Origin of the sequence: Streptomyces globosus, assembly GCF_003325375.1 — a bacterium.
In the GTDB taxonomy this organism is placed as follows: Bacteria; Actinomycetota; Actinomycetes; order Streptomycetales; family Streptomycetaceae; genus Streptomyces; species Streptomyces globosus_A.
Genome location: NZ_CP030862.1, coordinates 4,793,249 through 4,819,069, shown reverse-complemented (window position 1 = coordinate 4,819,069; position 25,821 = coordinate 4,793,249). Strand labels below are relative to the sequence as shown.

The window sequence follows — 25,821 nt, the reverse complement described above, 5'->3', positions numbered from 1 at the left end:
GCATAAAAGTGCGGGGCTACGTATAGTCATGCCATCAAGGAGGAGGACCGATGGTGGTACGTGCAGCAGTGGCCGGGGCGAGTGGGTACGCGGGCGGAGAGCTCCTGCGGCTGCTCCTCGCGCACCCGCAGGTCGAGATCGGGGCGCTCACCGGGAACTCCAACGCCGGCCAGGCCTTCGGCAGCCTCCAGCCGCATCTCGGGCCCCTCGCCGGGCGGACCCTGGAGGCCACCACGGCCGAGGTGCTCGCCGGCCACGACGTCGTCTTCCTCGCGCTGCCCCACGGGCAGTCCGCCGCCGTCGCCGCCGAGCTCGGGCCCGACGTCCTCGTCGTCGACATGGGCGCCGACCACCGGCTGAAGGACCCCGCCGACTGGGACGCCTTCTACGGCGCCCCCCACGCCGGCACCTGGCCCTACGGCCTGCCCGAGCTGCCCGGCGGCCGCGCCGCGCTGGAGGGGTCCAAGCGCGTCGCGGTCCCCGGGTGCTTCCCCACCGCCGTCTCCCTCGCGCTCTTCCCCGCCTACGCCGCCCGGCTCGCCGAACCCGAGGCCGTCATCGTCGCCGCCACCGGCACCTCCGGAGCCGGCAAGGCCCTCAAGACACACCTGCTGGGCTCCGAGGTCATGGGCTCCGCCAGCCCCTACGGTGTCGGCGGCGTCCACCGCCACACCCCCGAGATGGTGCAGAACCTCAGCCCCGTCGCCGGGCAGCGCGTCTCCGTCTCCTTCACGCCCGTCCTCGCCCCCATGTCCCGGGGCATCCTCGCCACCTGCTCCGCCAAGGCCCTCCCCGGCACCACCGCCGAGGCGCTGCGCGCCGCGTACGAGAAGGCGTACGCGGACGAGCCGTTCGTTCGGCTGCTCCCCGAGGGCCAGTGGCCGGCTACCGCCTCCGTACTCGGTTCCAACACCGTCCAGGTGCAGGTCGCCCTCGACACCGCCGCCCAGCGGATCGTCGCGATCAGCGCCGTCGACAACCTCGCCAAGGGCACCGCAGGCGCCGCCGTCCAGAGCATGAACATCGCCCTCGGCCTCCCCGAGACGCTGGGCCTGCCCCTCACCGGGACAGCCCCGTAGCGCCGATCCCCCGACCCCCGTACGCCCCGAAGACCGCGCCGGCCCGCCGCGCGCGGACGACGAACCGAAGGAGAAGGCGCAGTGAGCGTCACGGCAGCACAGGGATTCACCGCGGCGGGCATCGCCGCGGGAATCAAGGACAACGGAAACCCGGACCTGGCCCTCGTGGTCAACAACGGGCCCCGACTGGCCGCGGCCGGCGTCTTCACCTCCAACCGCGTCAAGGCCGCCCCCGTGCAGTGGTCCGAGCAGGTCCTGCGCGGCGGCGCGGTCAGCGCCGTCGTCCTCAACTCCGGCGGCGCCAACGCCTGCACCGGCCCCAAGGGCTTCCAGGACACCCACGCCACCGCCGAGAAGGCCGCCGAGGCCCTCGGCGGCGAGCACAACGCCGGCGAGGTCGCCGTCGCCTCCACCGGCCTCATCGGCGTCCTCCTCCCGATGGACAAGCTCCTGCCCGGCATCGACACCGCGGTCGCCGCCCTCTCCGCCGACGGCGGCGAGGCCGCCGCCGTCGCCATCAAGACCACCGACACCGTCCACAAGACCGCCTCCGCCACCCAGGACGGCTGGACCGTCGGCGGCATGGCCAAGGGCGCCGGCATGCTCGCCCCCGGCCTCGCCACCATGCTCGTCGTCCTCACCACCGACGCCGACCTCGACAGCGCCACCCTCGACCGGGCGCTGCGCGCCGCCACCCGCACCACCTTCGACCGCGTCGACTCCGACGGCTGCATGTCCACCAACGACACGGTGCTGCTGCTGGCCTCCGGCGCCTCCGGCAAGACCCCCGCCTACGAGTCGTTCGCCGAAGCCGTGCGCACCGTCTGCGACGACCTCGCCCGCCAGCTCATCGGCGACGCCGAAGGCGCCTCCAAGGACATCCGCATCGAGGTCGTCGGCGCGGCCGACGAGGACGACGCCGTCGAGGTCGGCCGGTCCATCGCCCGCAACAACCTCCTCAAGTGCGCCATCCACGGCGAGGACCCCAACTGGGGCCGGGTGCTCTCCGCGATCGGCACCACCTCCGCCGCCTTCGACCCCGACCGGCTGAACGTCGCCATCAACGGCGTCTGGGTCTGCAAGAACGGCTCCGTCGGCGAGGACCGCGACCTCGTCTCCATGAAGGACCGCGAAGTCCGCATCACCGCCGACCTCGCCACCGGCAGCGCCTCCGCCGTCATCTGGACCAACGACCTCACCGCCGACTACGTCCACGAGAACAGCGCGTACTCGTCATGACCGACCACGACAAGGCCGGCCGGCCCGGCACCACCGCCCGCAAGCACACCGCCCTGCCCAAGGCGCAGATCCTCATCGAGGCCCTGCCCTGGCTCACCCGCCACAACGGCAAGGTCGTCGTCATCAAGTTCGGCGGCAACGCCATGGTCGACGACGACCTCAAGGCGGCCTTCGCCCAGGACGTCGTCTTCCTGCGCCACGCCGGCCTGAAGCCCGTCGTCGTGCACGGCGGCGGCCCCCAGATCAACGCCCAGCTCGACAAGCAGGGCCTCGTCAGCGAGTTCAAGGCCGGCCTGCGCGTCACCACCCCCGAGGCCATGGACGTCGTCCGCATGGTCCTCGCCGGGCAGGTCCAGCGCGAACTCGTCGGCCTGCTCAACCAGCACGGCCCGCTCGCCGTCGGCCTGACCGGCGAGGACGCCCACACCATCACCGCCACCAAGCACACCCCGCAGATCGACGGCGAGGCCGTCGACATCGGGCGCGTCGGCGAGATCACCGCCATCGACACCGGCGCCATAGAAGCGCTCCTCGCAGACGGCCGGATCCCCGTCATCTCCTCCATCGCGCGCAGCGCCGACGACGGACACGTCTACAACGTCAACGCCGACACCGCGGCGGCCGCCCTCGCAGCTGCCCTCGGCGCGGAGACGCTGATGGTCCTCACCGACGTCGAGGGCCTGTACGCCGACTGGCCGAACAGCGACGAGGTCATCAGCCGGCTCACCGTCGGCGAGCTGGAGAAGCTCCTGCCCGAGCTGTCCAGCGGCATGGTCCCCAAGATGGAGGGCTGCCTGCACGCCGTCCGCGGCGGCGTCGGCACCGCACGCGTCATCGACGGACGGGTCCCGCACTCGATCCTGCTGGAGATCTTCACCGACGAGGGCATCGGCACCATGGTCGTGCCCGACGACAGGGCAGCGCACGCACAGGGAGGGCAGCGGCAGTGACCGGCAGCAGCAACCAGGAGTACGCGGCCCGCTGGCGGGCCTCGCTCACCGACAACTACGGCACCCCCGCCGTCGCCCTCGTCCGCGGCGCCGGCGCCCAGGTCTGGGACGCCGACGGCAGGCAGTACACCGACTTCGTCGGCGGCATCGCCGTCAACGCCCTCGGCCACGCCCACCCCGCCGTCGTCGGCGCCGTCACCCGCCAGATCTCCACCCTCGGGCACGTCTCCAACCTGTACGCCTCCGAGCCCGTGCTCGCCCTCGGCGAACGGCTCCTCCAGCTCTTCGGCCGCCCCGGCCGGATTTTCTTCTGCAACTCCGGTGCCGAAGCCGTCGAAGCCGCCTTCAAGATCGGCCGGCTGACCGGGCGGACCCGCATGGTCGCCACCGACGGCGGCTTCCACGGCCGGACCATGGGCGCCCTCGCCCTCACCGGCCAGCCCAAGAAGCAGGACCCCTTCCGGCCCCTGCCCGGCGACGTCACCCACGTCCCCTACGGCGACACCGCAGCCCTCCGCGCCGCCGTCACCGAGGAGACCGCCCTCGTCGTCATCGAACCCGTCCAGGGCGAGAACGGCGTCGTCGTCCCGCCCGCCGGCTACCTCAAGGCCGCCCGCGAGATCACCCGCGCCACCGGCACCCTCCTCGTCCTCGACGAGGTCCAGACCGGCACCGGCCGCTGCGGCCACTGGTTCGCCCACCAGGCCCACGAAGGTGTCGACCCCGACCTCGTCACACTCGCGAAGGGCCTCGGCGGCGGCCTCCCCATCGGCGCCGTCGCCGCCTTCGGCCCCGCCGCCGACCTCCTCCAACCCGGCCACCACGGCACCACCTTCGGCGGAAACCCCGTCGCCTGCGCCGCCGGACTCGCCGTCCTCGACACCATCGCCGCCGACGGCCTCCTCGACCGGGTCAAGGCCCGCGGCGAACAGCTGCGCTCCGGAATCGAGGGCACCGGCCACCCGCTGGTCTCCCACGTCCGTGGCGAGGGCCTCCTGCTGGGTATCGTGCTGACCGGGCCGTACGCACCGCAGGTGCAGCAGGCGGCCCAGGACGCCGGCTTCCTGGTCAACGCGCCCGCCCCCGACGTCGTACGGCTCATGCCGCCGTACGTGCTCACCGAGGACGAGGCGGACGCGTTCGTCCGGGCCCTGCCCGGCATCCTCGACGCAGCCAACGGGGACGGACGAACCGGGGAATGAGACGACGATGAGCCAGGCGCAGGACAACGACCAGTGGGCCTCCCCCCGGCCGGAACCCGCGGGAGGCCCCGCCGTCCCGCAGACCCGCACCGCCCGCCACCGCCGGATCGTGGACATCCTCAACCGGCAGCCGGTCCGGTCGCAGAGCCAACTGGCCAAGCTGCTCGCCGACGACGGGCTGAGCGTCACCCAGGCGACGCTCTCCCGCGACCTCGACGAGCTCGGCGCCGTGAAGATCCGCAACACCGGCGGCGAGCTGATCTACGCGGTGCCCAGCGAGGGCGGCTTCCGCACCCCGCAGGCCCCGCTCGGCGAGTCGGCCAAGGAGGAGCGCATGCGCCGCCTCTCCGGCGAACTGCTGATCTCCGCGGAGGCCTCCGCGAACCTCGTCGTCCTGCGCACCCCGCCCGGTGCGGCCCAGTTCCTCGCCTCGGCGATCGACCAGGCCGAACTCCACGCCGTCCTCGGCACCATCGCCGGCGACGACACCCTCATGCTGATCAGCCGCGACCCGGCCGGGGGCCAGGCGCTGGCCGACCACATGCTGAGGCTGGCGCAGAAGGAGGGGTGACGGTCGGGCCGGCCGGTCCCGCCCGATCCTCGGGCGGGACGGTCGGGCGAGCCGGTCAGTAGCGGGTGACGGCCAGCGCCCCGGACTCCGTACCGATCGCGATGTGGGGGTCGCGCTCCGGGTCCGCCCAGCGCAGGATCGCCCGCATCGCACCCTCCGGCACCGACACGCAACCGGCCGTCGCGCCCTTGCCGTTGACGTGCAGGAAGATGCCCGCACCCCGCCCGCGCACCGGCTCCCCGTAGTTGAAGCCGATCACCATCGCATGCGCGTACTGCTGCCCGTACGCGACCAGGTGCTCCGCCTCGCCCGGCGCGCAGTCCGCGGGCAGTGGCTCCACCCAGCGGTTGTAACTGCCCGACGCGTTGTCCTGGCACCACCACGACGCATCGGTGACCGGCCGGTACGCGAACTCCGTTCCCGCGGGGGCCCGGCGGATGCCGAAGGCGTACGGCAGCTCGTACAGGCCCGTCGGCGTGGTGTTCGTGCCCTGGGCGCGGCTCGCGCCCTCCGTCAGGCCGTTCGCGCCGAACCGCGCCTCGGCACTGCCCCGTTCGTACCAGCGCCCGCCCCACCGGTCCCACCACGTCACGCGCCCGGTGGTCGACCCGGGCGCAGGCGCCACGGCGGTGATCAGCTGACTGCCGCCCCCGGTATCGGCGAGCCGCGCGGGCAGCGGCGGCGGCAGGGGCCACGGATGCGCGGGGGATCCGTGCGCGAGCAGGCCGGTGACGATCAGTGAGCCGGTGACGAGGGCGGTACGCAGCAGCACGGAACAGACGGTACGCGGGGGAGCGGGCACCGGCGGCGCAGGCGGGGTGGAAGGTCACCCGGATGCGCCTTCCGCGTTCCGGCGGCGCCGCGACCGGCGTGACCCCGCGTCACTTCTGGTTGGAGCGACACCGGACTGGCGGCCCGCCACCGGCCACCACCCCCGCGCACAGCGCCACGGCCGTGCACCTACCCCCGCAACCACCCCCGCCGCCCGGTGCGTTCCGACACCGCGTAGTACCGGGACGCAGCGCGGGCCGCGCGGCGCAGGGCCGGCTCCCAGTCCGACGACAGGGACTCCGCGGCCTGCCTCGCGGCCGTGCCGCCCTGGGCCTGGAGTAGCCGGAACGCCGCGCGGCGGGTGTGGAGGGGCTGTTTCAGCGTGCAGCGGGACAGCAGGTGCGCGGTGTCCAGGACCTCCGCCACCGGGCGGAGGCTGAGGGCTGCCTCGCGGGCCGCCGCGGGGGAGGGGTCGTCCAGGAGGGCGAGCAGCGCAGTGTGGTCGACGTCGGCGCCCAGGCGGCGGAGCCCGGCCACGGCAGCGGCGCGCACGGCACCTGAGGGGTGGTCGAGGAGGCTCCGCAGGAGGGGGACGTCCTCGGTGCGGCCGCACTCGGCGAGACCGGCCACCGCGTGCGGGGAGCAGCCGGACGGGTCCGCGGCCAGGCGGCGGTAGCGGTCGTGCGGGTCGCCGCCGTCCTGGGCGACGAGCCAGCGCGCGCAGGCCCGTACGAGCGGGGATCGGTCGGCGAGGTGGGACACGCCCTCCGCGGTGCGGCCGGCCCGGCGCAGGGCGGTGACGCCGGCGGCGCGGACGGTCGGGAGCGGGCTGCCGAGGAGGAGGTCCACCGCCTCGTCCCGCTCGGCCGACTCGTCCTGCCCGCCCCCATCGCGGCCCCTGCTGTCGGGCCGCGCCGCGGCCAGCGCCCCCAGGGTGGCGTCCGCCCACACGGCGGCGTTCGCCGGGTCGCGTTCCGCGGCGGCGAGGCGGGCGAGGTCCCGTACGGTCAGCCGGTCACGCAGGGGCGGGGTGTCGAGGGTGAGGCGGGTGGCGTAGCGGCGCGTGGGCAGGTCGGCGCTGCCGCGCAGGCGGGCAAGCACCGTGCTCGGGCGGTCGGCGGGCGGGGCGGGCCCGGTGTCCGGGCCGGGCCGGTCGGGGGCGCCAGGCAGCGGGGGGTCGGTGCGGAGGGCGGCTTCGAAGAGGGCGAGTGCCCAGGCCCCCTGGTCGCGCTCGGCGAGTCGCAGGACGAGCGGGGTGAGGGCGACCAGGGTGGCGGCGGGGGCGTCGGCGAGCGTGCGGGCGAGGAGGCGGCGGGCCGGTTCGCGTACGGCGGCGGCCCAGTCGGCGCAGCGGATCACCACAAGCTCCGGCGGGGGCTGCGGCGTGCCGAGGGCGGCTTCGCGGACCCTGCCGTCGGGGTGGCACAGGAGCACCTCGACGGGGCGTTCCGGCAGCCGGCCGCGGCCCGTAAGCCCGAGGACGCGCGCGCGGAAGGCGGGTGCGGCTGCTTGGGGGAGGGGGCCGTGGCTGCGGATCTCCTCGTCGAAGGCGATCCAGGCGTCGGGTCCGGCCGACCGCAGCACCCCTCCGGCGGGCGGGGGCGTGCCCCGCAGCAGTGCGCAGGCGGCTGCGCTCCCCTGCCGGGCCTCCCGGCTCCGTGCGTCCACGTGGTCCATCCCCTCCGCATCCCGCCCGGCCTCTCGCCGGGCCCCGGCGCCCTACCGCGGAACGCCGACCCTACCCCCGCCCCCTGCCGCCCCACATCCGAGTATTCCCGCGAAACCCCAGCTCAGCGCCCCGACACATGCCACGATTGACGAAACATACGGAGTAGTGCATAGTTATGCCTGTCGTTGAATGCACCGTAAGGAGAAACCCGTGACCGAGCGCGTCGTACTCGCCTACTCGGGCGGCCTGGACACCTCCGTCGCCATCGGCTGGATCGCCGAGGAGACGGGCGCCGAGGTCATCGCCGTCGCCGTGGACGTCGGCCAGGGCGGCGAGGACCTGGACGTCATCCGCAAGCGCGCGCTCGCCTGCGGTGCCGTCGAGGCCGAGGTCGCGGACGCCAAGGACGAGTTCGCCGACGAGTACTGCCTCCCGGCGATCAAGGCGAACGCCCTCTACATGGACCGCTACCCGCTGGTCTCGGCGCTCTCCCGCCCCACCATCGTCAAGCACCTGGTCGCGGCCGCGAAGAAGCACGGCGCCGGCATCGTCGCCCACGGCTGCACCGGCAAGGGCAACGACCAGGTCCGCTTCGAGGCCGGCATCCAGGCCCTCGGCCCCGACCTCAAGTGCATCGCCCCGGTCCGGGACTACGCCATGACCCGGGACAAGGCCATCGCCTTCTGCGAGGCGAAGAACCTGCCGATCGCCACCACCAAGAAGTCCCCGTACTCCATCGACCAGAACGTCTTCGGGCGGGCCGTCGAGACGGGCTTCCTGGAGGACATCTGGAACGCGCCGATCGAGGACATCTACGAGTACACCTCGAACCCGGCCACCCCGCGCGAGCCCGACGAGGTCGTCATCTCCTTCAAGGAGGGCGTGCCCGTGGCCATCGACGGAAGGCCCGTCACCGTCCTCCAGGCCATCCAGCAGCTCAACGAGCGCGCAGGCGCCCAGGGCATCGGCCGGATCGACATGGTCGAGGACCGCCTCGTCGGCATCAAGTCCCGTGAGGTGTACGAGGCGCCGGGCGCCATCGCGCTGATCACCGCCCACCAGGAGCTGGAGAACGTCACCGTCGAGCGCGAACTCGCCCGCTACAAGCGGCAGGTCGAGCAGCGCTGGGGCGAGCTCGTCTACGACGGCCTGTGGTTCTCCCCGCTCAAGCGGGCCCTGGACGGCTTCATCAACGAGGCGAACCAGCACGTCACCGGCGACATCCGGATGACCCTGCACGGCGGCCGGGCCGTCGTCACGGGCCGGAAGTCCGAGGAGTCCCTCTACGACTTCAACCTCGCCACCTACGACACGGGCGACACCTTCGACCAGTCCAAGGCGCAGGGCTTCATCGACATCTTCGCCCTCTCCGCGAAGATCGCCGCGAAGCGGGACCTCGCCTGAGGCGAGGCCCGGCGGCCAGGCGCACCACGCAGTACCCGGACGGCCTCCCCGTATCTCCGCGGCGGGGAGGCCGCCCCACACCCACACGCGGCAGACGCAGCGATCACAAGCAGACGCGGCAGTCGCAGCAGCCTTGAGGAGCAGCAGCAGTGAGCAGCAACAACGGTGGCGACGTCCGGCTCTGGGGCGGCCGGTTCGCCGACGGCCCCGCCGAGGCCCTCGCCAAGCTGTCCGCGTCCGTCCACTTCGACTGGCGCCTCGCCCCGTACGACATCGCCGGCTCCCGCGCCCACGCCCGGGTCCTCGCCAAGGCCGGCCTGCTCACGGCGGACGAGCTCGACCGCATGCTGGAGGGCCTGGACCGGCTGGAGGCGGACGTCGCCGACGGCTCCTTCACCGGGACCATCGCCGACGAGGACGTCCACACCGCCCTGGAACGGGGCCTGCTGGAGCGGCTCGGCCCGGAGCTCGGCGGCAAGCTGCGGGCCGGCCGGTCCCGCAACGACCAGGTGGCCACGCTCTTCCGGATGTACCTGCGCGACCACGCCCGGACCATCGGCGGGCTGATCGCCGACCTCCAGGACGCGCTGATCGGCCTCGCCGAGGCGCACCCGGACGTGGCCATGCCGGGCCGGACCCACCTCCAGCACGCGCAGCCGGTGCTCTTCGCCCACCACGTCCTCGCGCACGTGCAGTCCCTGTCCCGGGACGCCGAGCGGCTGCGCCAGTGGGACACGCGGACCGCGGTCTCCCCGTACGGCTCCGGAGCCCTGGCCGGGTCCTCCCTCGGCCTCGATCCGGAGGCGGTCGCCGCCGACCTCGGCTTCGAACGGGGCTCGGTCGGCAACTCGATCGACGGGACGGCCTCGCGGGACTTCGTCGCCGAGTTCGCGTTCATCACGGCGATGATCGGCGTGAACCTGTCGCGGATCGCGGAGGAGGTCATCATCTGGAACACGAAGGAGTTCTCCTTCGTGACCCTGCACGACGCCTTCTCCACCGGCTCGTCGATCATGCCGCAGAAGAAGAACCCGGACATCGCGGAGCTGGCGCGCGGCAAGTCCGGCCGGCTCATCGGCAACCTGACGGGCCTGCTCGCCACCCTCAAGGCGCTGCCGCTCGCGTACAACCGCGACCTCCAGGAGGACAAGGAGCCCGTCTTCGACTCCTGCGACACGCTGGAGGTGCTGCTGCCCGCCTTCACCGGGATGATGGCCACGCTCACCGTGAACCGGGAGCGCATGGAGGAGCTGGCCCCGGCCGGGTTCTCCCTCGCCACGGACATCGCCGAGTGGCTGGTGAAGCAGGGCGTGCCGTTCCGGGTGGCGCACGAGGTGGCGGGCGAGTGCGTCAAGGAGTGCGAGGCGCTCGGCATCGAGCTCGACGGGCTCACCGACGAGCAGTTCGCGAAGATCTCCGAGCACCTCACGCCGGAGGTGCGGACCGTCCTGAACGTGCCCGGCGCGCTGGCCTCCCGCAGCGGCCGCGGGGGTACCGCGCCGTCGGCGGTGGCGCTCCAGCTGACCGAGCTGAAGGCGGACCTGGTCATCCAGCACGCCTGGGCGCAGCACAGGCAGTAGCGGCTGCGGCCGCCCCCGAACCCCGCGGCCCTGCGGCCCGGCACCCCCGCACGCCCCCGGGCGCGGGGCATGCCGGTCCGCACGCCGCGGCACGCCCGGAGGGGCGGCCGGAGCCCCGTGCTCCGGCCGCCCCTCCGCCGCGTTCGCGTGCGGCCCCCAGCCGCGCCCCGCGGCCTGCGCGCCGCCCGCCCGTGGCTCAGGCCGCCGGGTTGTCCGGCTCGTAGTTGGTCAGGACGCAGCCTTCGACCTGGGCCTTCTCCAGCCGGTACCCGGCCGGGGCCTTGAACCCGGGCGTGCAGTTCAGGTAGAGGAACTGCAGCTGGTAGAGCCCGAACCGGGACGAGGGACTGTTGGTTTCGACCGCGATGTTCTCGCCGACGAGCAGCAGGCTCGTGGTGGCCTTGAGCCGGCCGTCGTCCTTCAGGTCGGCCTGCTGGGCGGCCTTGGCCTTCGCCTGGAGCTTCTTCATGTCTCCGACGGTGCTCAGCCAGCTCAGGTCGTGGGCGCGGCGTTCGCCGGCCGGCTGCCCGCACAGGGCGCGGCCCGTCACGCCCCAGTCCAGCGCGTTGCCCGTGACCACCGGCTCGTAGTCGATCGAGGAGACGGCGACGGTCTCGGGGTCGGTCGAGTAGTTCTTCCCGCAGGCGAGGCTGCTGCCGACGAGCTTGCGCAGTTCGGTGAGGCTGCCCGCGCGGGGGAGGCCGAGGCTGCCGCTCTTCGGCTGGCCGGGCTTGGCCTCGCCGCCGCCGTCCGGGTTCTGCGGCATCTCGAAGTTCGGGCTGCCCGAGCCGTCCTCGGAGGCGACGAAGTCGGTGAGGGAGCAGCCCTCGACGAGGGGCTTCTCCCGCTTGTACCCCTCGGGCACCCGGCCGCCGGGGTTGCAGACGAGGACGCGCAGGTCGGAGCGGACGAGCTTCACGGACGTCGGCGTGCGGGTCGGGAAGACGACGAAGCCCTTGCCGACCAGGACCTGGTCGAACAGCCCGTAGGCGCCGTCGCCCGCGGCGATCCTGTCCATGACGTACGTCTTGTAGCCCTCCTGGAAGGCCTTCATGTCCTTCGGGACGGCGATCACGATCGCGCCCGTCTCGGAGGTGTCGCTGCAGACGCCGACCTCCTCCACCGACCACTGGCCGGCCTTGGGGAAGTCGCGGGCCGGCAGCCGCGGGTCGCCGGGCTTGGAGCTGAGGTCCTCGCAGGAGACGAACTTCCGCAGCTGCTCCTGCGCCGCGGCGAGGGCGCCCTCCGCAGCGGCGGTGGAGGCGGCGGAGGCGCCGGCCGGAGGCGAGCCGGGGTCGCCGCCCTCCTTGCACCCGGCGAGGGCGGTCAGGCAGGTGAGGGCGGCGGTCGTGGCGAGGATCCGCTGGATGCGCATGGGTCGCTTTCGTCGGCGTGGGACGGAGGGGAGCGGGGGTGGCATGGGCATGCTAGGCGTGCGGTCCACGCATGATCAAAATCCGGGGCGGTCACGCCGCCCAGTGCGCCAGCGCGTCGAAGTCCGCCGGGAGCAGCCCGATCCGCTCGTCTATCCGCATCAGCAGCGCCCGGTGCAGGTGGTGGCGGTCGGCGTACTCGCGGTCCGCGTCGGTGATGTCGTCGTCGACCCAGGCGAACTCCCGCCCGCGCGCATATTCCAGGACGTACTGCGTCTTCCAGAAGGTGCCGCCCGGTGCCCGCCCGTGCATCTGCGGCCAGTCGATGTACGGCAGCCGCGGCAGCCCGAGGTGCGGGCCTATCCAGTCGTTCGCCTCGTCCTTCCAGGTGGTCGCCCAGACCAGCTCGTACGCGTCCGACAGTGCGCGCAGCTCCGCACCGTGGGAGGGGTTCAACCACACGCGCAGCGGCTTCGAGCTCTCGGCCCCGGTCCAGCCGCTCGGGCGCATCCGGTGGGTGGTGTAGCCGACGGGGCGGCGCTCGGGCTGGGCGGCGTACGGGTTCAGGGGGCCGTCCACGTCGATCAGGAGCAGGGGTTTACTCGTCATGTCGGCAGTCTTCCGCTCGGGGATGGGCAAGGGCATCGGAATAGAATGAGACAACGGTGTCTCATTTGGTGTATCGTCGTCTCATGGCCATGGATCGTGACCAGGTGCTCCGCGCCGCCGCAGCCCTGCTCTCCCGCAAGTCGACCGCCACGATGGACGAGGTCGCCCGCGCCGCAGGCATCGGCCGCGCGACCCTCCACCGGCACTTCGCCGGTCGCGACGCCCTCGTACGGGCCCTGGAAGACCTCGGCATCCGCGAGTTCGAGCAGGCCCTGGACCGGGCCCGGCTCGGCGAGGGCACCGCCGTCGAGGCGCTGCGCCGACTCGTCGCCGAGAGCGAGGCGAACGCCCAGCTGCTGGCCTTCCTCGTCACCGAGAACCAGCTCTTCGAGGGGGACCAGGTCAACGAGGGCTGGGCCCGGCTCGACGCCCGCGTCAGCGCCCTCTTCCGGCGCGGCCAGTCCGAGGGCGACATCCGCATCGACCTCAGCCCCGCCTGGCTCACCGAGGCGCTCTACGGCCTCATCGGCACCTGCGCCTGGGCCGTCATGGACGGCCGGGTCGCCGCCAAGGACTACCAGCACATGATCACCGAGCTGTTGCTCGGCGGAGCACAACGAAAGCGATAGGACATGACCCGCACCGAGCAGCTGAAGCCCCTGAACGGGGCGGAGGGCACCAGTGGCGGCGGCAGCCGCGGGCGCTGGCTCGCGCTCGCCGTCCTGGTCCTCGCCGTCCTCCTCGTCGCCGTCGACGCCACCGTCCTCGGCCTCGCCACGCCATCCCTCTCCGAAGACCTGAAGCCGTCCGGCACACAGCTGCTGTGGATCGGCGACATCTACTCCTTCGTCATCGCCGGCCTGCTCGTCTCCATGGGCTCCCTCGGCGACCGGATAGGACGCAAGAAGCTGCTCCTGACCGGCGCGACCGCGTTCGGCGCCGTGTCCGTGCTCACCGCCTGCGCCACCAGCCCCGAGATGATGATCGTCGCCCGGGCCCTCCTCGGCGTCGCCGGCGCGACCCTCATGCCGTCCACGCTGGCGCTGATCCGCAACATCTTCACCGACCCGCGGGAGCGCAGCCTCGCCATCGGCATCTGGGGGGCCGCCGCCTCCGCGGGCGCGGCCGTCGGGCCCGTCGTCGGCGGGGCGCTGCTCCAGCACTTCTACTGGGGCTCGGTCTTCCTCATCAACCTGCCCGTCATGGCCGTCCTCGTCATCGTCGGCGTGAAGCTGCTGCCCGAGTCGAAGAACCCGGTCGCCGGCCCGTGGGACCTCCTCAGCGTCGCGCTGTCCCTCGTCGGTGTCATCGGCGTCGTCTACGCCGTCAAGGAAGCCGCCACGCACGGCCTGACCCCCGAGGTCGCCGCGGCCGCGCTGGGCGGTGCGGCCGCCCTGTACACCTTCGTCCGCCGCCAGTTCACCCTGGACGCGCCGCTCCTCGACGTGCGGCTCTTCAAGGACCGGGGCTTCTCCGGCGCCGTCATCGCCGACCTGCTGACCGTGTTCGGCCTGTCCGGACTGCTGTTCTTCCTCTCCCAGTTCCTCCAGCTGGTCCAGGGCCGCGAGCCGCTGGAGGCCGGCCTGGCCGAACTGCCCGCCGCCGTCGGCGCCGTCGCCACCGGCCTGGTGGCCGGCGCCTGGGCCCGCCGCTTCTCGGTGCGGGCCGTCGTCGCGGGCGGGCTCGGCGCCATCGGCCTGGCGCTCGCCGCGCTCACCGCGGTCGAGCGGACCAGCGGCTACCCGCTGCTCGGCGCATCCCTGCTGGCCGTCGGCGTCGGTGCGGGCTTCTCCTTCACCGTCACCGCCGACGTGATCCTCTCCAGCGTGCCCAAGGAGCAGGCCGGCGCCGCCTCGGCCGTCTCCGAGACCGCGTACGAGCTCGGGGCAGCTCTCGGCATCGCCCTCCTCGGCTCCATCGTCACCGGCGTCTACCAGGGGTTCACCGCCCCGGCGCAGGTGCCTCCGGCCGTCGCGGAGGCGGCGCACGACTCGCTCGGCGGCGCAGTGGAGGCGGCGTCCTCGCTGGACCCGCAGACCGCGCACGCCCTGGTCACCGCCGCCCAGGACACCTTCGTGGAGGGGCTGCGGCTGGCCTCCGGGGTCAGCGCGCTCGTCCTGCTGGCCACCGCGGTCGCCGCGTGGTTCCTGCTCAAGGGCCAGAAGCTCCAGGACGGTGCCCCGGCGCACCCCTGACCGCGGCCAAGGGGCGCCGCGCGGAGGGTGGTTGACAGTCCGTCGGCCGGCGGGACACCATCCCGCCGGTGGAGATCATCGAGCTGACCCCCGCGGAGCGCCGCGTCTGGGACGCCTTCCCGCGCGGCGAGGGCGTCGACTTCCGGGAGCACCCCGACGAGGACCCGGCGGCCGGGTCCTCGTGGGGGCCCGAGCGCACCCTGCGCGCCGAGGCGCTGGCCGCGCTCCTGCTCACCGGCCCCACGCGGGACGGGCAGGTCGCGGGCCTGAACGTGCGCGGCGCCCGCATCACCGGCAAGCTCGTCCTCAAGTACGCGGACGTCGACCACGCGATCCGGCTGCGCGCCTGCCTCTTCGAGCGCAAGCCGGTCCTGTTCGGGGCCCGGCTGCGGGCGCTGTCGCTCACCGACTCGGTGCTGCCCGGCCTGACCGCCTCGACGCTCACCGTCGACCTCGCCCTCCGCCTCGCCTGCTGCCGGATCACCGGCCCCGTCCGGCTCGCCGGGGCCCGGATAGGCGGCGGCTTCTTCCTGAAGAAGGCCGTCATAGGCGACCCGGACACCGCCGGACGGGAGGGGGAGGAGCCGCCGCTGCAGTTCAACCACGCCCACATCGGCACCGACGTCATCGCGGCGGGCCTGACCGTCCACGGCCAGACGCGGATCAACGGCGCCACCGTCGGCGGCCGGATCAACCTCGACGACGCCCGCCTCCTCGCCCCCGGCGGCACCGCCCTGCACGCCGAGACCCTCACCGTCGGCACCGACCTGCGCGCCATGCGCATGCAGGCCCGCGGCCGCGTCAACCTCACCGGATCCCGGATACCGGGCCAGCTGAACCTCGCCTACGCCTCCTTCGCCAACCCGGGCGGAGTCGCCCTGCGCGCCTCCAGCTGCACGGCCGGGGAGCTCTGGCTGCGGGAGTGCCCCACCCTCCAGGGGTCGGTGAACCTGCGGCGCTCCACCTTCGACCTGCTGCACGTCCCGCCGACCGCCTGGCCCGACCGCATCCGCGTCGACGGCCTGACCTACCGCACCCTCGCCCCGCACCTGCCGGCCGAGGAGCGGCTGCCCGCGCTGGAGCGCGAGGAGTCCGGCTACCTCCCGTACGCCTACGAGCAGCTCGCCGCCGCCTACCTCACCGTGGGCGACGAGGCCGCCGCCCGCACGGTGCAGCTCGCCAAGCTCCGCCGCCACCGGGGGACGCTGCCCCGGCACGGCCGGCTGTGGGGGCTCCTCCAGGACGCCACCGTCGGCTACGGCTTCCGGCCGCTGCGCGCGGCGCTCTGGCTGCTGGCGCTGCTGCTGACCGGCTCCGTCGCGTACGGGATGAGGCCCCCGCCGCCGCTGAAGCCGGACGAGGCTCCCGAGTTCAACCCGGTCTTCTACACCCTGGACCTGATGCTGCCGATCATCGGGTTCGGGCAGGAGCAGGCCTTCGCGCCGCGCGGCTGGGCGCAGTGGCTGTCGTACCTGCTGATCGTGACCGGCTGGGTCCTCGCCACGACGACGGCAGCGGGCATCAGCCGGTCACTGCGCCGGCAGTAGGGGCACGGCGCGGGCCCGGGTCAGGCGGCCTTCGCCTTGGTGGCGTACATGTCCACGTACTCCTGGCCCGACAGGCGCATGACCTCGGCCATCACGGAGTCGGTGACGGCGCGCAGCACGTAGCGGTCGCGGTCCATGCCGTCGTAGCGGGAGAACTCCATCGGCTCGCCGAAGCGGACGGTGACCCGGCCGGGGCGGGGCATGCCCTTGCCGCCCGGCTGGAGCTTGTCGGTGCCGATCACCGCGAACGGCACGACGGGGGCGCCGGTCATCAGGGTGAGCCGGGCGATGCCGGTGCGGCCGCGGTAGAGGCGGCCGTCGGGGGAGCGGGTGCCCTCCGGGTAGATCCCGAAGATCTTGCCCTCCTCCAGGATGCGGCGGCCGGTCATCAGCGCGGCGACGCCGCCGTTGGCGCCGTCCCGGTCGACGGGGATCATGCCGGAGCCGGTGAAGAACCAGGCCATGGCGCGGCCCTTGAGACCCTTGCCCGTGACGTACTCGTCCTTGCCGATGAAGTGGACGGTGCGGTCGCAGACCAGCGGCAGGATCATCGAGTCGATGAACGTGAGGTGGTTGCCCGCCAGGATCACCGGCCCGGAGCCGGGGATGTTCTCGACGCCCTCCACACGGGTGCGGAACATCATGCGCATGACCGGTCCGACGGTGGCCTTGATGAGCGCGGTACGGAACAACGTGAGCCCTCCGGCATCCAAAAGCGGCTGTGCACGGCGCAGAGGCCGTGCAGGTGAGGACGATACTCGCGGGTCAGGTCTGATCGCACATCGGGTTCACCGGTTTGCAACGCACTGTTGACGCGCGTTTGCGCCATGTTCGGCCGGCAACCCCCTCCGGGCCATCCGCCGGTGCCTACCATCGGCTCGCCGATCCGGGCCGCCGCGGACGCCGGCGCACCGGTCCCGCCGCGGCCCCCGACCAGCAGGGAGTGCCATTCATGACGCAGGGTGGGGCAGCACGGCGCACGGTCCTCGGGGCAGCCGTCCTGGCGGCGGGCGCCGCAGGCACGGCCGGACTCTCCGCGGGCTCCGCGGCCGCCGCGGAGCCCGGGCAGGAGCGGCTGGCCGGGGAGGACCGGCGCGGCGGCGGGTACCGGGGGCTGCCCGTGCCGCTGGTCATCGGCCACCGGGGCGCCTCAGGGCACCGGCCCGAGCACACCCTCGGCTCGTACGCGCTCGCCCTCGACCTCGGCGCCGACGTCGTCGAGCAGGACCTGGTGCCGACCCGCGACGGGCACCTGGTGTGCCGGCACGAGAACGAGATCGGCGGCACCACCGACGTCGCCGACCACCCGGAGTTCGCCTCCCGCCGCACCACCAGGACCGTCGACGGGACCGCCGTGACCGGCTGGTTCACCGAGGACTTCACCCTCGCGGAACTGAAGAGGCTGCGCGCCAAGGAGCGCATCCCCGCCCTGCGGCAGCGCAACACCCTCTACGACGGGCGCTGGGACGTCCCCACCTTCGAGGAGGTGCTGCGCTGGGCCGACCGCGAGGGCCGGCGGCGCGGGCGCCGGGTCTGGCTGCACGTCGAGACCAAGCACCCCAGCTACTTCCGCTCGCTCGGCCTCGGGCTGGAGGAGCCCCTCGCCCGGCTGCTGCGCCGCCACGGCCGCGACGGCCGGGACGCCCCCGTCTTCCTCCAGTCCTTCGAGCCGTCCAGCATCCAGCGGCTCGCCCGGCTGGTCGACACGCCGCGCGTCGTGCTGCTCTCCGACGCCCGCAGCCGCCCCTGGGACTTCGTCCTGGCCGGCGACCCGCGCACCGTCGCGGACCTCGTCACGCCCGAAGGGCTGAAGTGGATCGCCGGATTCGCACAGGGGATCGGCCCCACCCTCGACCTGGTCATCCCGCGCACCGCGGACGGCCGGCTGGGCACCCCCACCACCCTCGTCCGCGACGCCCACGCCCGGCGGCTGGTCCTGCACCCCTACACCGCCCGCAACGAGAACGCCTTCCTGCCGGCCGAGTTCCGCAAGGGCACCGACCCCGCCGCCTACGGCGACGCCTTCGGCGCGCTGCGGGCCTACTTCGCGCAGGGCATCGACGGCATCTTCACCGACCAGCCCGACACCGCGCTGCTCGCGGCCGAGGACTTCCGGCCCGGACGCGGCCGCCCCTGACGGCCGCGGCCGCCCCCGAGCCTCCCGTCCGCCGCCCGGACGTACGTCAACCAGGAAGCGGAGCACCGCCTTCGGGTGGGCCGTGCCGGGAGGGGAAACCGCCGGGCACCGCCCGTGCGTCCCGCCCGGCATGGACCTGCTGAAGGACTCCGAGGTAGTCGACCGACTGGGCCCCCTGCTGTCCGCCGAGGCGGCCGCGGAGGCCGCCGGCGCGGGCATGGAGGCCGCCGACCTGGAACAGGCCGTCTGGGTCAGGCTGCTGGAGGCCGGCCCCGCCCCCGCCGAGCCCGCCCGCTGGCTGCGCCGGGCCGTACGGGCCGAGGCCCGCCGCGCCCGGCGCCGGGCCCGGCGGGAGGTCCCGTACGGGAGCCGGCCCGGGAACGCGGGCGCCGCGCCCGAGGAGGCCGCCCTGCACGGGGAGGAGCACCGGGCACTCCGTTCGGCGGTCGCCCGACTGCCCGGACGCTGTCCCGAGCTGATGCGGGCACTTCTGTCGCCCAGAGACCTGACTTACCGTGAAATCGCAGGAGAGTTGGGTATCTCACAAGGAAGTTTGGGGCCCGTCCGTTCCCGTTGCCTGGGATGTCTGCGCAGAATGCTCGCGTCAGAGGTTGGGGCTCCTGGCCTTCGGGGAAGGGAGCGGTAGAACCAACGGGCCACCAGGTGAGCAGGAGGCGTGCGCACATGGGCATGAGCGTGACCATTTCGGCGGCGGTTGCCGAGGACACCGAGCAGATCCTCAAACTGCAGTACCTGGCGTTCCAGCGCGAGGCCGAGCTGTACGGCAACTACCGCATCCAGCCGCTCACCCAGACCCTGGACTCCCTGAAGGCGGAACTCGCGTCCGACACCGTGCTCGTCGCCCGGCTCGGCGAGGAAGTGGTGGGCACCGTGCGCGGCCGCATCGACGAGGACGGCGCCGGCAGCATCGCCAAGCTGTGCGTGCACCCCCGCCTCCAGGGCCACGGCCTCGGCGCCCGCCTCCTGCACGCCGTCGAGGAGGCCCTCGGCGGCCGCGAGTCCGCCCCCACCCGCTTCCGCCTGCACACCGGCCACAAGAGCGAGTCGAACCTGCGGCTGTACCGCAAGGCGGGCTACGTGCAGGTCGGCGGGCGCACCGCGTCCGACGGCGTGCGCCTGGTGGTCCTGGAGAAGGAGAGGGCGGCGGGCGCCGCCGACTTCGCGGTCAGCGCCTGACGCGCAGCCAGAGCATCCCGGTGACCGGCAGGATCACCGGGATGAACAGGTAGCCCATCCCGAACTGCGACCACACGGTGGCGTCCGGGAAGGCCTCGGGGCGCAGCAGCGTCCAGGTGCCGACGACGAGGACGCCCGCCAGCTCGGCGGCGCAGCACAGCAGCGCCGCCCTGCGGGCCCGCTCGCCGCCGCGCACCAGCGAGTACGTGATGAAGCAGTACACGAGTGCGGCCGCGCCGGTCAGCGTGTACGGCAGCGGCGCCCGGTCGAACTCGGTCGAGATCTGGTAGACGGAGCGCGAGACCGCGCCGACCGTGATCACGCCGTACAGCCAGACGAGCAGCAGCCCGGGGCCGGAGACGAGCCGCCGCGGGCCGGGGGCCGCGGGGGCGTCCGGGGCGGCCTCGGCGCCTTTCGCCGCTGCCGGGGTGTGGTCCGTGTCAGGCACCGGGGGTCCCCCAGATGTCGTAGAGCCGTACTTCGAGGACGGCGAGGACCACCGCGCCGGCGGCCACCGTCACCGATCCCCACTTGGTGCGCTCGCTCAGCGAGAGCAGCCCGGCGGCCGGGACCGCGGCGAACGCGCCGACCAGGTACGCCAGGAAGATCACAGAGCTCTCGTCGGGCCGCTCGCCGCGGGCCAGCATCACGATGCCGACCACCAGCTGGGCCAGGACCAGCAGGGTCACCACACCCATGCCGATGAAGTGCCAGTCCTTGGTGGGCTGGTTCCGCAGGGCGGCGAAACCGCACCAGGCGGCGAGGGCGAGGGCGGCCGCGCCGATGGCGACCGTCAGGGCGTCGAGCATGCAGCGAGCGTATTACGGGCCGGGGGAGCGGCTGCGCGCGCCCCTGCGCGGGCCGCCGCGCACGGCCCGCCGGACCGTGAGGGCGGGGTGTCCGGAGGCGACCGGCCGTGTCCGGTATCCGACTCATGATCGTCCGCTATTCGGACATAATTGATCGGTCAAGGGATATGTCTGGTTTACTGGGGCCCATGACCACGACGAGCAGCCGCACCCTTGCGACCGAGGCGACGATGACGCCCGGTGCTCGTTGTATGTGTCGAATGTGCGCTTTCTGAGGGCCCCTCTCCACCCGTCCCGCGCCCCGAAGCGAGACCGGCCGAGCCCGTCCGCCCCGCACCTGCCCCGCAGGACGGAACGGACCGCTCCTGCCCCGCGCCTACGTGGAAACCGCCGCATGAATCCGGTTTGACCCGTATCGCGCCCCAGATGTTTGCCCGTGCACGGCGCCCAGCGCACACTGCTGCGCCGCGCACTCGACAGCGACGGAAATCCTGTGATCACCACATCGGGCCTCACGAAGGTCTACCAGTCCCGTGGCCGCGAGGTCACCGCCCTGGACGGCGTCGACCTCCATGTCCGCGAAGGCGAGGTCTTCGGCGTCATCGGCCAGAGCGGCGCCGGCAAGTCCTCCCTCATCCGCTGCGTCAACCTGCTGGAGCGCCCCACCTCCGGCACCGTGACCGTCGACGGCGTCGACCTCACCGCCCTCGCCGGCCGCGGCCGCCGCGCCGGCCGGGAGCTCCGCGAGGCCCGCAGCCGCATCGGGATGGTCTTCCAGCACTTCAACCTGCTGTCCTCGCGGACCGTCCAGGCCAACGTCGAACTCCCCCTGGAGATCCTCGGCACCCCCTCCCGCGAGCGCTCCCGCAAGGCCCTCGAACTCCTCGACCTCGTCGGCCTCGCCGACAAGGCCAAGGCCTACCCGGGCCAGCTCTCCGGCGGTCAGAAGCAGCGCGTCGGCATCGCCCGCGCCCTCGCCGGCGACCCCAAGGTGCTCCTCTCCGACGAGGCCACCAGCGCCCTGGACCCGGAGACCACCCGCTCCATCCTCCAGCTGCTGCGCGACCTCAACCAGCGCCTCGGCCTGACCGTCCTGCTCATCACGCACGAGATGGACGTCGTCAAGACCGTCTGCGACTCCGCCGCCCTCATGAAGCGCGGCCGGATCACCGAGTCCGGCACCGTCGCCGAACTCCTCGCCACCCCCGGCTCCGAGCTCGCCGAGGAGCTGTTCCCCCTCACCGGCGCCGCCGGCGGCCCCGACCGCACGGTCGTCGACGTCACCTTCCACGGGGACGCCGCCACCCAGCCGGTCATCTCCCAGCTGTCCCGGACCTACAACATCGACATCTCGATCCTCGGCGCCGCGATGGACACCGTCGGCGGACGCCAGGTCGGCCGCATGCGCATCGAGCTGCCCGGCCGCTACGAGGACAACGTCGTGCCCGTCGGCTTCCTGCGCGAACAGGGCCTCCAGGTCGAGCCCGTCGACACCGCCGGCCCCGACCTCGACACCGAGATCGCCGAACTCGTCAAGGAAGGTGCCAAGTGACCTGGTCCGAGATGCAGCCCCTGCTCACCCAGGGCACGTACGACACGCTCTACATGGTGCTGTGGTCCACCCTCGTCACCGTGCTGGGCGGCCTGCCCGTCGGCATCCTCCTCGTCCTGACCGACAAGGGCGGCCTCCTGCAGAACCGGCCGCTCAACAAGGTCCTCGGCGTGGTCGTGAACATCGGCCGCTCGCTGCCGTTCATCATCCTGCTGATCGCCCTGATCCCGGTCACGACCGCCGTCGTCGGCACCTTCATCGGCCCCACCGCCATGATCGTCCCGCTGGCCATCGGCGCCATCCCCTTCTTCGCCCGCCTCGTCGAGACCGCCGTCCGCGAGGTGGACCACGGCCTCGTCGAAGCCGTCGAGTCCATGGGCGGGGGAGTCCCGACCATCGTCGCCAAGGTGCTCCTGCCCCAGGCCCTGCCCTCGCTCGTCGCCGCCGTGACCACCACCCTGATCACCCTCGTCGGCTACTCGGCCATGGCCGGCGCCGTCGGCGGCGAAGGCCTCGGCTCCAAGGCCGTCACCTACGGCTTCCAGCGCTTCGAGACCGGCTTCATGCTCGCCACCGTCGCCGTCCTCATCGCCCTCGTCACCGTGATCCAGCTCATCGGCGACGGCGCCGTACGCCTCCTCGCCCGCCGCGGCCGCACGGCCTGACACCGGCCCGCCCGGCGGCCCCCGAACCACCCACCCCCCGAAAGCCCGCACTTGTCGTGCTTGGGCCACCACCTGCAAGACCTGCGCACGACCCGCGCACTTGCACCGCAATGAAAGGCACTCTTCGTGCGTAAGAACACCAAGCCCACCCTCCTCGCCGCCGCGACCGCAGCCCTCGCCCTCGGCCTCACCGCATGCGGCAGCGCCTCCGACCCCTCCTCCTCCGCCGCGTCCGGCGGTGCAGCCGACGACAGCAAGCCCCTCGTCGTCGCGGCCTCCCCGAGCCCGCACGCCGACGTCCTGAACTTCGTCAAGGACAAGCTGGCCGCCAAGGAGGGCCTCAAGCTGGAGGTCAAGGAGTTCACCGACTACGTCCTGCCCAACACCGCCACCGAGCAGGGCCAGGTCGGAGCCAACTACTTCCAGCACAAGCCGTACCTCGACGACTTCAACAAGAAGAACGGCACCCACATCGTGCCCGTCGCCAACGTGCACCTGGAGCCCCTCGGCCTCTACTCCAAGAAGGTCAAGGCGGTCACGGACCTCCGGCCCGGCCACACCGTCGCCGTGCCCAACGACACCACCAACGGGGGCCGCGCCCTCCAGCTCCTCGCCGCCAACAACCTGATCACCCTCAAGGAGGGCGTCGGCACCAGCGCCAAGCTGTCCGACATCACCGACAAGAAGGGCCTGGAGTTCAAGGAGCTGGAGGCCGCCACCGTCCCGCGCGCCCTGAACGACGTCGACGCCGCCGTCATCAACGGCAACTACGCCCTGGAGGCGAAGCTCTCCCCGGCCAAGGACGCCCTCGTCCTGGAGAAGTCCGAGGGCAACCCGTACGCCAACTTCCTCGCGGTCAAGGCAGGCCACGAGAAGGACCCGCGCGTCCAGAAGCTCGCCAAGCTCCTCAACTCCGACGAGGTCCGCGCGTTCATCGAGGAGAAGTACCAGGGCTCCGTCACCCCGGCCTTCGGCACCCCCGCCTCCTGACCCCGCTCCCGCGCCCGCACCGGGCGCGGCCGCCCCGGGCACACGGCCCCGCACACCCGACCGGGCGTGCGGGGCCGCACGCTGCCCGCGAGCGGGCAGGGGCGGCCATGCACACAGGCCGTTCGATGCTGCATGCTGTGGCTGGACGGCCCGCACGACGGCGCCCCCGCCCACCCGGTCCCGCACCACGGTCGCCCCACCTCCCAGGCATGGAGCTGCGCATGACTACCACCTTCCCGGACGTCACCATCAGCACGGACCGGCTGGTGCTGCGCCCCTTCGACGTGGAGGACGTCACCGCGCTCGCCGAGATGATGAACGACGAGCACGTCACCGCCTGGACCCCCGCACCGCACCCCTACACCCACGCCGACGCCCACGGCTGGGCCACCCGGCACTCCCACGCCGAACGCACCAGCGGCCGCGGCATCGTCTTCGCCGTCGCCGAGTTCCTCACCCAGCGCCTCGTCGGCACCGTCCACCTGAAGAACACCGACTGGCGCACCCGCAGCACCGAGGCCGCCTACATCACCGCCCCCTGGGCCCGCGGCGAGGGCTACGCCGGCGAGTCCGTCCTCGCCGTCGCCCAGTGGCTCTTCCGCGACCTGGGCTTCGAACGCCTCGAAATGCGCACCGCCGCCGACAACACCGCCTCCCAGCAGGTCGCCCAGAAGATCGGCTGCATCAGCGAAGGCGTCCTGCGCAACGCCTGGATAGCCCGCATCCAGAACGGCGACGGCAGTTGGAGCCACGCCCGCACCGACCTCATCGTCTGGAGCCTGCTGCCCGAGGACCTCGAAGACGCCGACGCGTACGGTGCCTCCGACGGCTACGGCTACGGCAACGCCCTCGCCCGCCCCGTCGAGACCGGCGGCCTGCGCGTCGGCGCAGACTGGAACTGACGCCCCGCCCCGCCGGGCCGCCCCGGCGGCACGACCGGCCCCCGACCGCCCTTCCCCCCACCACCCCAGGAGACAGACGACGATGGCCGACCGGGTCACGGTGATCGGCTGGGACGGCTCCCCCCTGACCGCGGCCGCCCGCTCCGCGCTCTCCGCCGCCACCCTCGTCGCCGGCGCCGCCCACCACCTCGCCCTCCCCGAGGTGCCGCCCGCCGCCGAACGCATCCGCCTCGGCAGCCTCGGCCTCGCCGCCCGCCGCATCGCCGGACACCGCGGCAGCGCCGTCGTCCTCGCCGACGGCGACCCCGGCTTCTTCGGCGTCGTCCGCACCCTGCGCGCCCCCGAGCACGGACTGGAGGTCGAGGTCGTCCCCGCCGTCTCCTCCGTCGCCGCCGCCTTCGCCCGCGCCGGCATGCCCTGGGACGACGCCCAGGTCGTCGTCGCCCACCCCCGCACCCTGCGCCGTGCCGTCAACGTCTGCCGCGCCCACGGCAAGGTCGCCGTCCTCACCTCGCCCGGCGCCGGACCCGCCGAACTCGCCCTGCTGCTGGGGCCCGTGCACCGCACCTTCGTCATCTGCGAGGAACTCGGCACCGCCCGCGAGCAGGTCACCGTCGTCACCTCCGACAAGGCCGCCGACCACACCTGGCGCAACCCCAACGTCGTCATCGTCATCGGCGGCCAGACGGTCTCCGCCGACCCCGCCTGGATCCTCGGCCAGAACCCCGCCCGCACCGCCGAACGCGGCTGGGCCCGCCCCCAGGACGGCACCGGCGAAGGCGAGTCGGCCACCCTGCGCGCCGCACAGCTCGCCCGGCTCGGCCCGCGCACCGGCGACCTCGTCTGGGACATCGGCGCCGGCTCCGGCGCCTTCGCCGTCGAGGCCGCCGCCTTCGGGGCCGCCGTCATCGCCGTCGACGCCGACCCGCAGGCCTGCGAGCGCACGGCCGCCGCCGCCCGCGCCCGCGGAGTACAGCTCCAGGTCCTCGCAGGCCGCGCCCCGCACGTCCTGGAGGACCTCCCCGAACCCGACGTCGTCCGCGTCGGCGGCGGCGGCGCCGACGTCGTCGCGGCAGTCGCCGAACGCCGCCCCGAACGGATCGTCAGCCACGCCTCCACCCGCGACGAGGCCGAGGCGATCGGCCGGGCCCTCGCCGAGGGCGGATACGCCGTCGAATGCGCCCTCCTGCAGTCCGTCGGGCTCGACCCCCTCACCTGGAGCGAACAGGACCGTACCGTCGTGTTCCTCCTGGCAGCCCGGCGCCCGGTGAACCACCGGGCCTGAGCCCGGGGTAGGCTGGCCGATCGTCGTACTGCCCTGGTACGCCCAGGGACGGCGGCACAACAAGACGCGCGACGTGGCGCAGTCCACAGCAGACC

General features: G+C 73.2%; 25 protein-coding genes. 18 read left to right on the top strand and 7 right to left on the bottom strand.

Annotation, left to right across the window (positions count from 1 at the left end; all coding sequences use genetic code 11):
* The first annotated feature begins 50 nt into the window (after positions 1-50).
* From argC to C0216_RS21320, 5 genes are all read left to right on the top strand, one after another.
* The gene (gene argC, locus C0216_RS21340) at positions 51-1,079 is read left to right on the top strand and encodes an N-acetyl-gamma-glutamyl-phosphate reductase (RefSeq protein WP_114056829.1); all 1,029 of its coding nucleotides are present in this window, start codon (positions 51-53) and stop codon (positions 1,077-1,079) included.
* 81 nt (positions 1,080-1,160) lie between these two features.
* On the top strand, positions 1,161-2,318 hold the full coding sequence (gene argJ / locus C0216_RS21335) for a bifunctional glutamate N-acetyltransferase/amino-acid acetyltransferase ArgJ (protein ID WP_114056828.1): 1,158 nt from the start codon (positions 1,161-1,163) through the stop codon (positions 2,316-2,318).
* Complete coding sequence (gene argB / locus C0216_RS21330) at positions 2,315-3,268, top strand: acetylglutamate kinase (RefSeq protein WP_114056827.1); 954 nt, start codon at positions 2,315-2,317, stop codon at positions 3,266-3,268. Before argJ ends, argB begins: the two co-directional genes overlap by 4 nt.
* Positions 3,265-4,470 carry an acetylornithine transaminase gene (locus C0216_RS21325; protein WP_114056826.1) on the top strand — a complete coding sequence of 402 codons (1,206 nt, stop codon included), beginning with the start codon at positions 3,265-3,267 and terminating at the stop codon, positions 4,468-4,470. The genes argB and C0216_RS21325 overlap by 4 nt, the downstream gene beginning before the upstream one ends.
* A gap of 7 nt (positions 4,471-4,477) precedes the next feature.
* A complete protein-coding gene (locus tag C0216_RS21320; protein ID WP_114056825.1) occupies positions 4,478-5,041 on the top strand; it encodes an arginine repressor in 564 nt (187 codons plus the stop codon).
* A 55-nt stretch (positions 5,042-5,096) separates the two neighbouring features.
* Here C0216_RS21320 and C0216_RS21315 read toward each other — a convergent pair whose 3' ends face one another.
* The gene (locus C0216_RS21315) at positions 5,097-5,807 is read right to left on the bottom strand and encodes a L,D-transpeptidase family protein (RefSeq protein WP_428985497.1); all 711 of its coding nucleotides are present in this window, start codon (positions 5,805-5,807) and stop codon (positions 5,097-5,099) included.
* Positions 5,808-6,001: 194 nt separating this feature from the next.
* Positions 6,002-7,480: a HEAT repeat domain-containing protein gene (locus tag C0216_RS21310; protein ID WP_162793273.1), complete on the bottom strand. Its 1,479-nt coding sequence runs from the start codon at positions 7,478-7,480 to the stop codon at positions 6,002-6,004.
* A 211-nt stretch (positions 7,481-7,691) separates the two neighbouring features.
* Between C0216_RS21310 and C0216_RS21305 the strand changes: the two genes are divergently transcribed.
* Together C0216_RS21305 and argH are read left to right on the top strand one after the other, a co-directional pair.
* Positions 7,692-8,885, top strand: a complete 1,194-nt coding sequence (locus C0216_RS21305; protein ID WP_114056822.1) for an argininosuccinate synthase — start codon at positions 7,692-7,694, stop codon at positions 8,883-8,885.
* 149 nt (positions 8,886-9,034) lie between these two features.
* Positions 9,035-10,465 (top strand): argininosuccinate lyase, encoded by a 1,431-nt coding sequence (argH, locus tag C0216_RS21300; RefSeq protein WP_114056821.1) that lies wholly within the window; start codon positions 9,035-9,037, stop codon positions 10,463-10,465.
* Between the two features lie 196 nt (positions 10,466-10,661).
* On the opposite strand, the gene C0216_RS21295 is transcribed toward argH, so the two are convergent.
* Entirely contained in the window at positions 10,662-11,840 is a 1,179-nt protein-coding gene (locus C0216_RS21295; RefSeq protein WP_114056820.1) for a hypothetical protein, read from the bottom strand.
* A 91-nt stretch (positions 11,841-11,931) separates the two neighbouring features.
* The gene (locus tag C0216_RS21290; RefSeq protein ID WP_114056819.1) at positions 11,932-12,447 is read right to left on the bottom strand and encodes an HAD domain-containing protein; all 516 of its coding nucleotides are present in this window, start codon (positions 12,445-12,447) and stop codon (positions 11,932-11,934) included.
* Positions 12,448-12,530: 83 nt separating this feature from the next.
* Here C0216_RS21290 and C0216_RS21285 point away from each other — a divergent pair, with 83 nt between their 5' ends.
* From C0216_RS21285 to C0216_RS21275, 3 genes are all read left to right on the top strand, one after another.
* Positions 12,531-13,076, top strand: coding sequence for a TetR/AcrR family transcriptional regulator (locus C0216_RS21285; protein ID WP_114056818.1), 546 nt, complete (start codon positions 12,531-12,533; stop codon positions 13,074-13,076).
* A gap of 3 nt (positions 13,077-13,079) precedes the next feature.
* The gene (locus C0216_RS21280; RefSeq protein ID WP_114056817.1) at positions 13,080-14,642 is read left to right on the top strand and encodes an MFS transporter; all 1,563 of its coding nucleotides are present in this window, start codon (positions 13,080-13,082) and stop codon (positions 14,640-14,642) included.
* 68 nt (positions 14,643-14,710) lie between these two features.
* Complete coding sequence (locus tag C0216_RS21275) at positions 14,711-16,189, top strand: membrane-associated oxidoreductase (RefSeq protein ID WP_114056816.1); 1,479 nt, start codon at positions 14,711-14,713, stop codon at positions 16,187-16,189.
* A 20-nt stretch (positions 16,190-16,209) separates the two neighbouring features.
* On the opposite strand, the gene C0216_RS21270 is transcribed toward C0216_RS21275, so the two are convergent.
* Positions 16,210-16,839: a lysophospholipid acyltransferase family protein gene (locus C0216_RS21270; protein WP_114058822.1), complete on the bottom strand. Its 630-nt coding sequence runs from the start codon at positions 16,837-16,839 to the stop codon at positions 16,210-16,212.
* A gap of 302 nt (positions 16,840-17,141) precedes the next feature.
* Between C0216_RS21270 and C0216_RS21265 the strand changes: the two genes are divergently transcribed.
* From C0216_RS21265 to C0216_RS21255, 3 genes are all read left to right on the top strand, one after another.
* Positions 17,142-18,326 (top strand): glycerophosphodiester phosphodiesterase, encoded by a 1,185-nt coding sequence (locus C0216_RS21265; RefSeq protein WP_114056815.1) that lies wholly within the window; start codon positions 17,142-17,144, stop codon positions 18,324-18,326.
* A 130-nt stretch (positions 18,327-18,456) separates the two neighbouring features.
* Positions 18,457-18,972 carry an RNA polymerase sigma factor gene (locus C0216_RS21260; RefSeq protein WP_114056814.1) on the top strand — a complete coding sequence of 172 codons (516 nt, stop codon included), beginning with the start codon at positions 18,457-18,459 and terminating at the stop codon, positions 18,970-18,972.
* Between the two features lie 38 nt (positions 18,973-19,010).
* Complete coding sequence (locus C0216_RS21255; RefSeq protein ID WP_114056813.1) at positions 19,011-19,523, top strand: GNAT family N-acetyltransferase; 513 nt, start codon at positions 19,011-19,013, stop codon at positions 19,521-19,523.
* On the opposite strand, the gene C0216_RS21250 is transcribed toward C0216_RS21255, so the two are convergent.
* Both C0216_RS21250 and C0216_RS21245 read right to left on the bottom strand, forming a co-directional pair.
* A complete protein-coding gene (locus C0216_RS21250; protein ID WP_428985447.1) occupies positions 19,513-19,971 on the bottom strand; it encodes a hypothetical protein in 459 nt (152 codons plus the stop codon). The genes C0216_RS21255 and C0216_RS21250 overlap by 11 nt on opposite strands.
* Positions 19,964-20,332: a hypothetical protein gene (locus C0216_RS21245; protein ID WP_114056812.1), complete on the bottom strand. Its 369-nt coding sequence runs from the start codon at positions 20,330-20,332 to the stop codon at positions 19,964-19,966. The genes C0216_RS21250 and C0216_RS21245 overlap by 8 nt, the downstream gene beginning before the upstream one ends.
* A gap of 493 nt (positions 20,333-20,825) precedes the next feature.
* Between C0216_RS21245 and C0216_RS21240 the strand changes: the two genes are divergently transcribed.
* The 5 genes from C0216_RS21240 (at position 20,826) to cbiE (ending at position 25,726) form a co-directional block, all read left to right on the top strand.
* On the top strand, positions 20,826-21,884 hold the full coding sequence (locus C0216_RS21240; RefSeq protein ID WP_114056811.1) for a methionine ABC transporter ATP-binding protein: 1,059 nt from the start codon (positions 20,826-20,828) through the stop codon (positions 21,882-21,884).
* The gene (locus tag C0216_RS21235; RefSeq protein ID WP_114056810.1) at positions 21,881-22,549 is read left to right on the top strand and encodes a methionine ABC transporter permease; all 669 of its coding nucleotides are present in this window, start codon (positions 21,881-21,883) and stop codon (positions 22,547-22,549) included. The genes C0216_RS21240 and C0216_RS21235 overlap by 4 nt, the downstream gene beginning before the upstream one ends.
* A gap of 126 nt (positions 22,550-22,675) precedes the next feature.
* Positions 22,676-23,539, top strand: coding sequence for a MetQ/NlpA family ABC transporter substrate-binding protein (locus C0216_RS21230; protein ID WP_114056809.1), 864 nt, complete (start codon positions 22,676-22,678; stop codon positions 23,537-23,539).
* 221 nt (positions 23,540-23,760) lie between these two features.
* On the top strand, positions 23,761-24,441 hold the full coding sequence (locus tag C0216_RS21225) for a GNAT family N-acetyltransferase (protein ID WP_114056808.1): 681 nt from the start codon (positions 23,761-23,763) through the stop codon (positions 24,439-24,441).
* A gap of 82 nt (positions 24,442-24,523) precedes the next feature.
* Positions 24,524-25,726: a precorrin-6y C5,15-methyltransferase (decarboxylating) subunit CbiE gene (gene cbiE / locus C0216_RS21220; protein WP_114056807.1), complete on the top strand. Its 1,203-nt coding sequence runs from the start codon at positions 24,524-24,526 to the stop codon at positions 25,724-25,726.
* Positions 25,727-25,821: the final 95 nt, after the last annotated feature.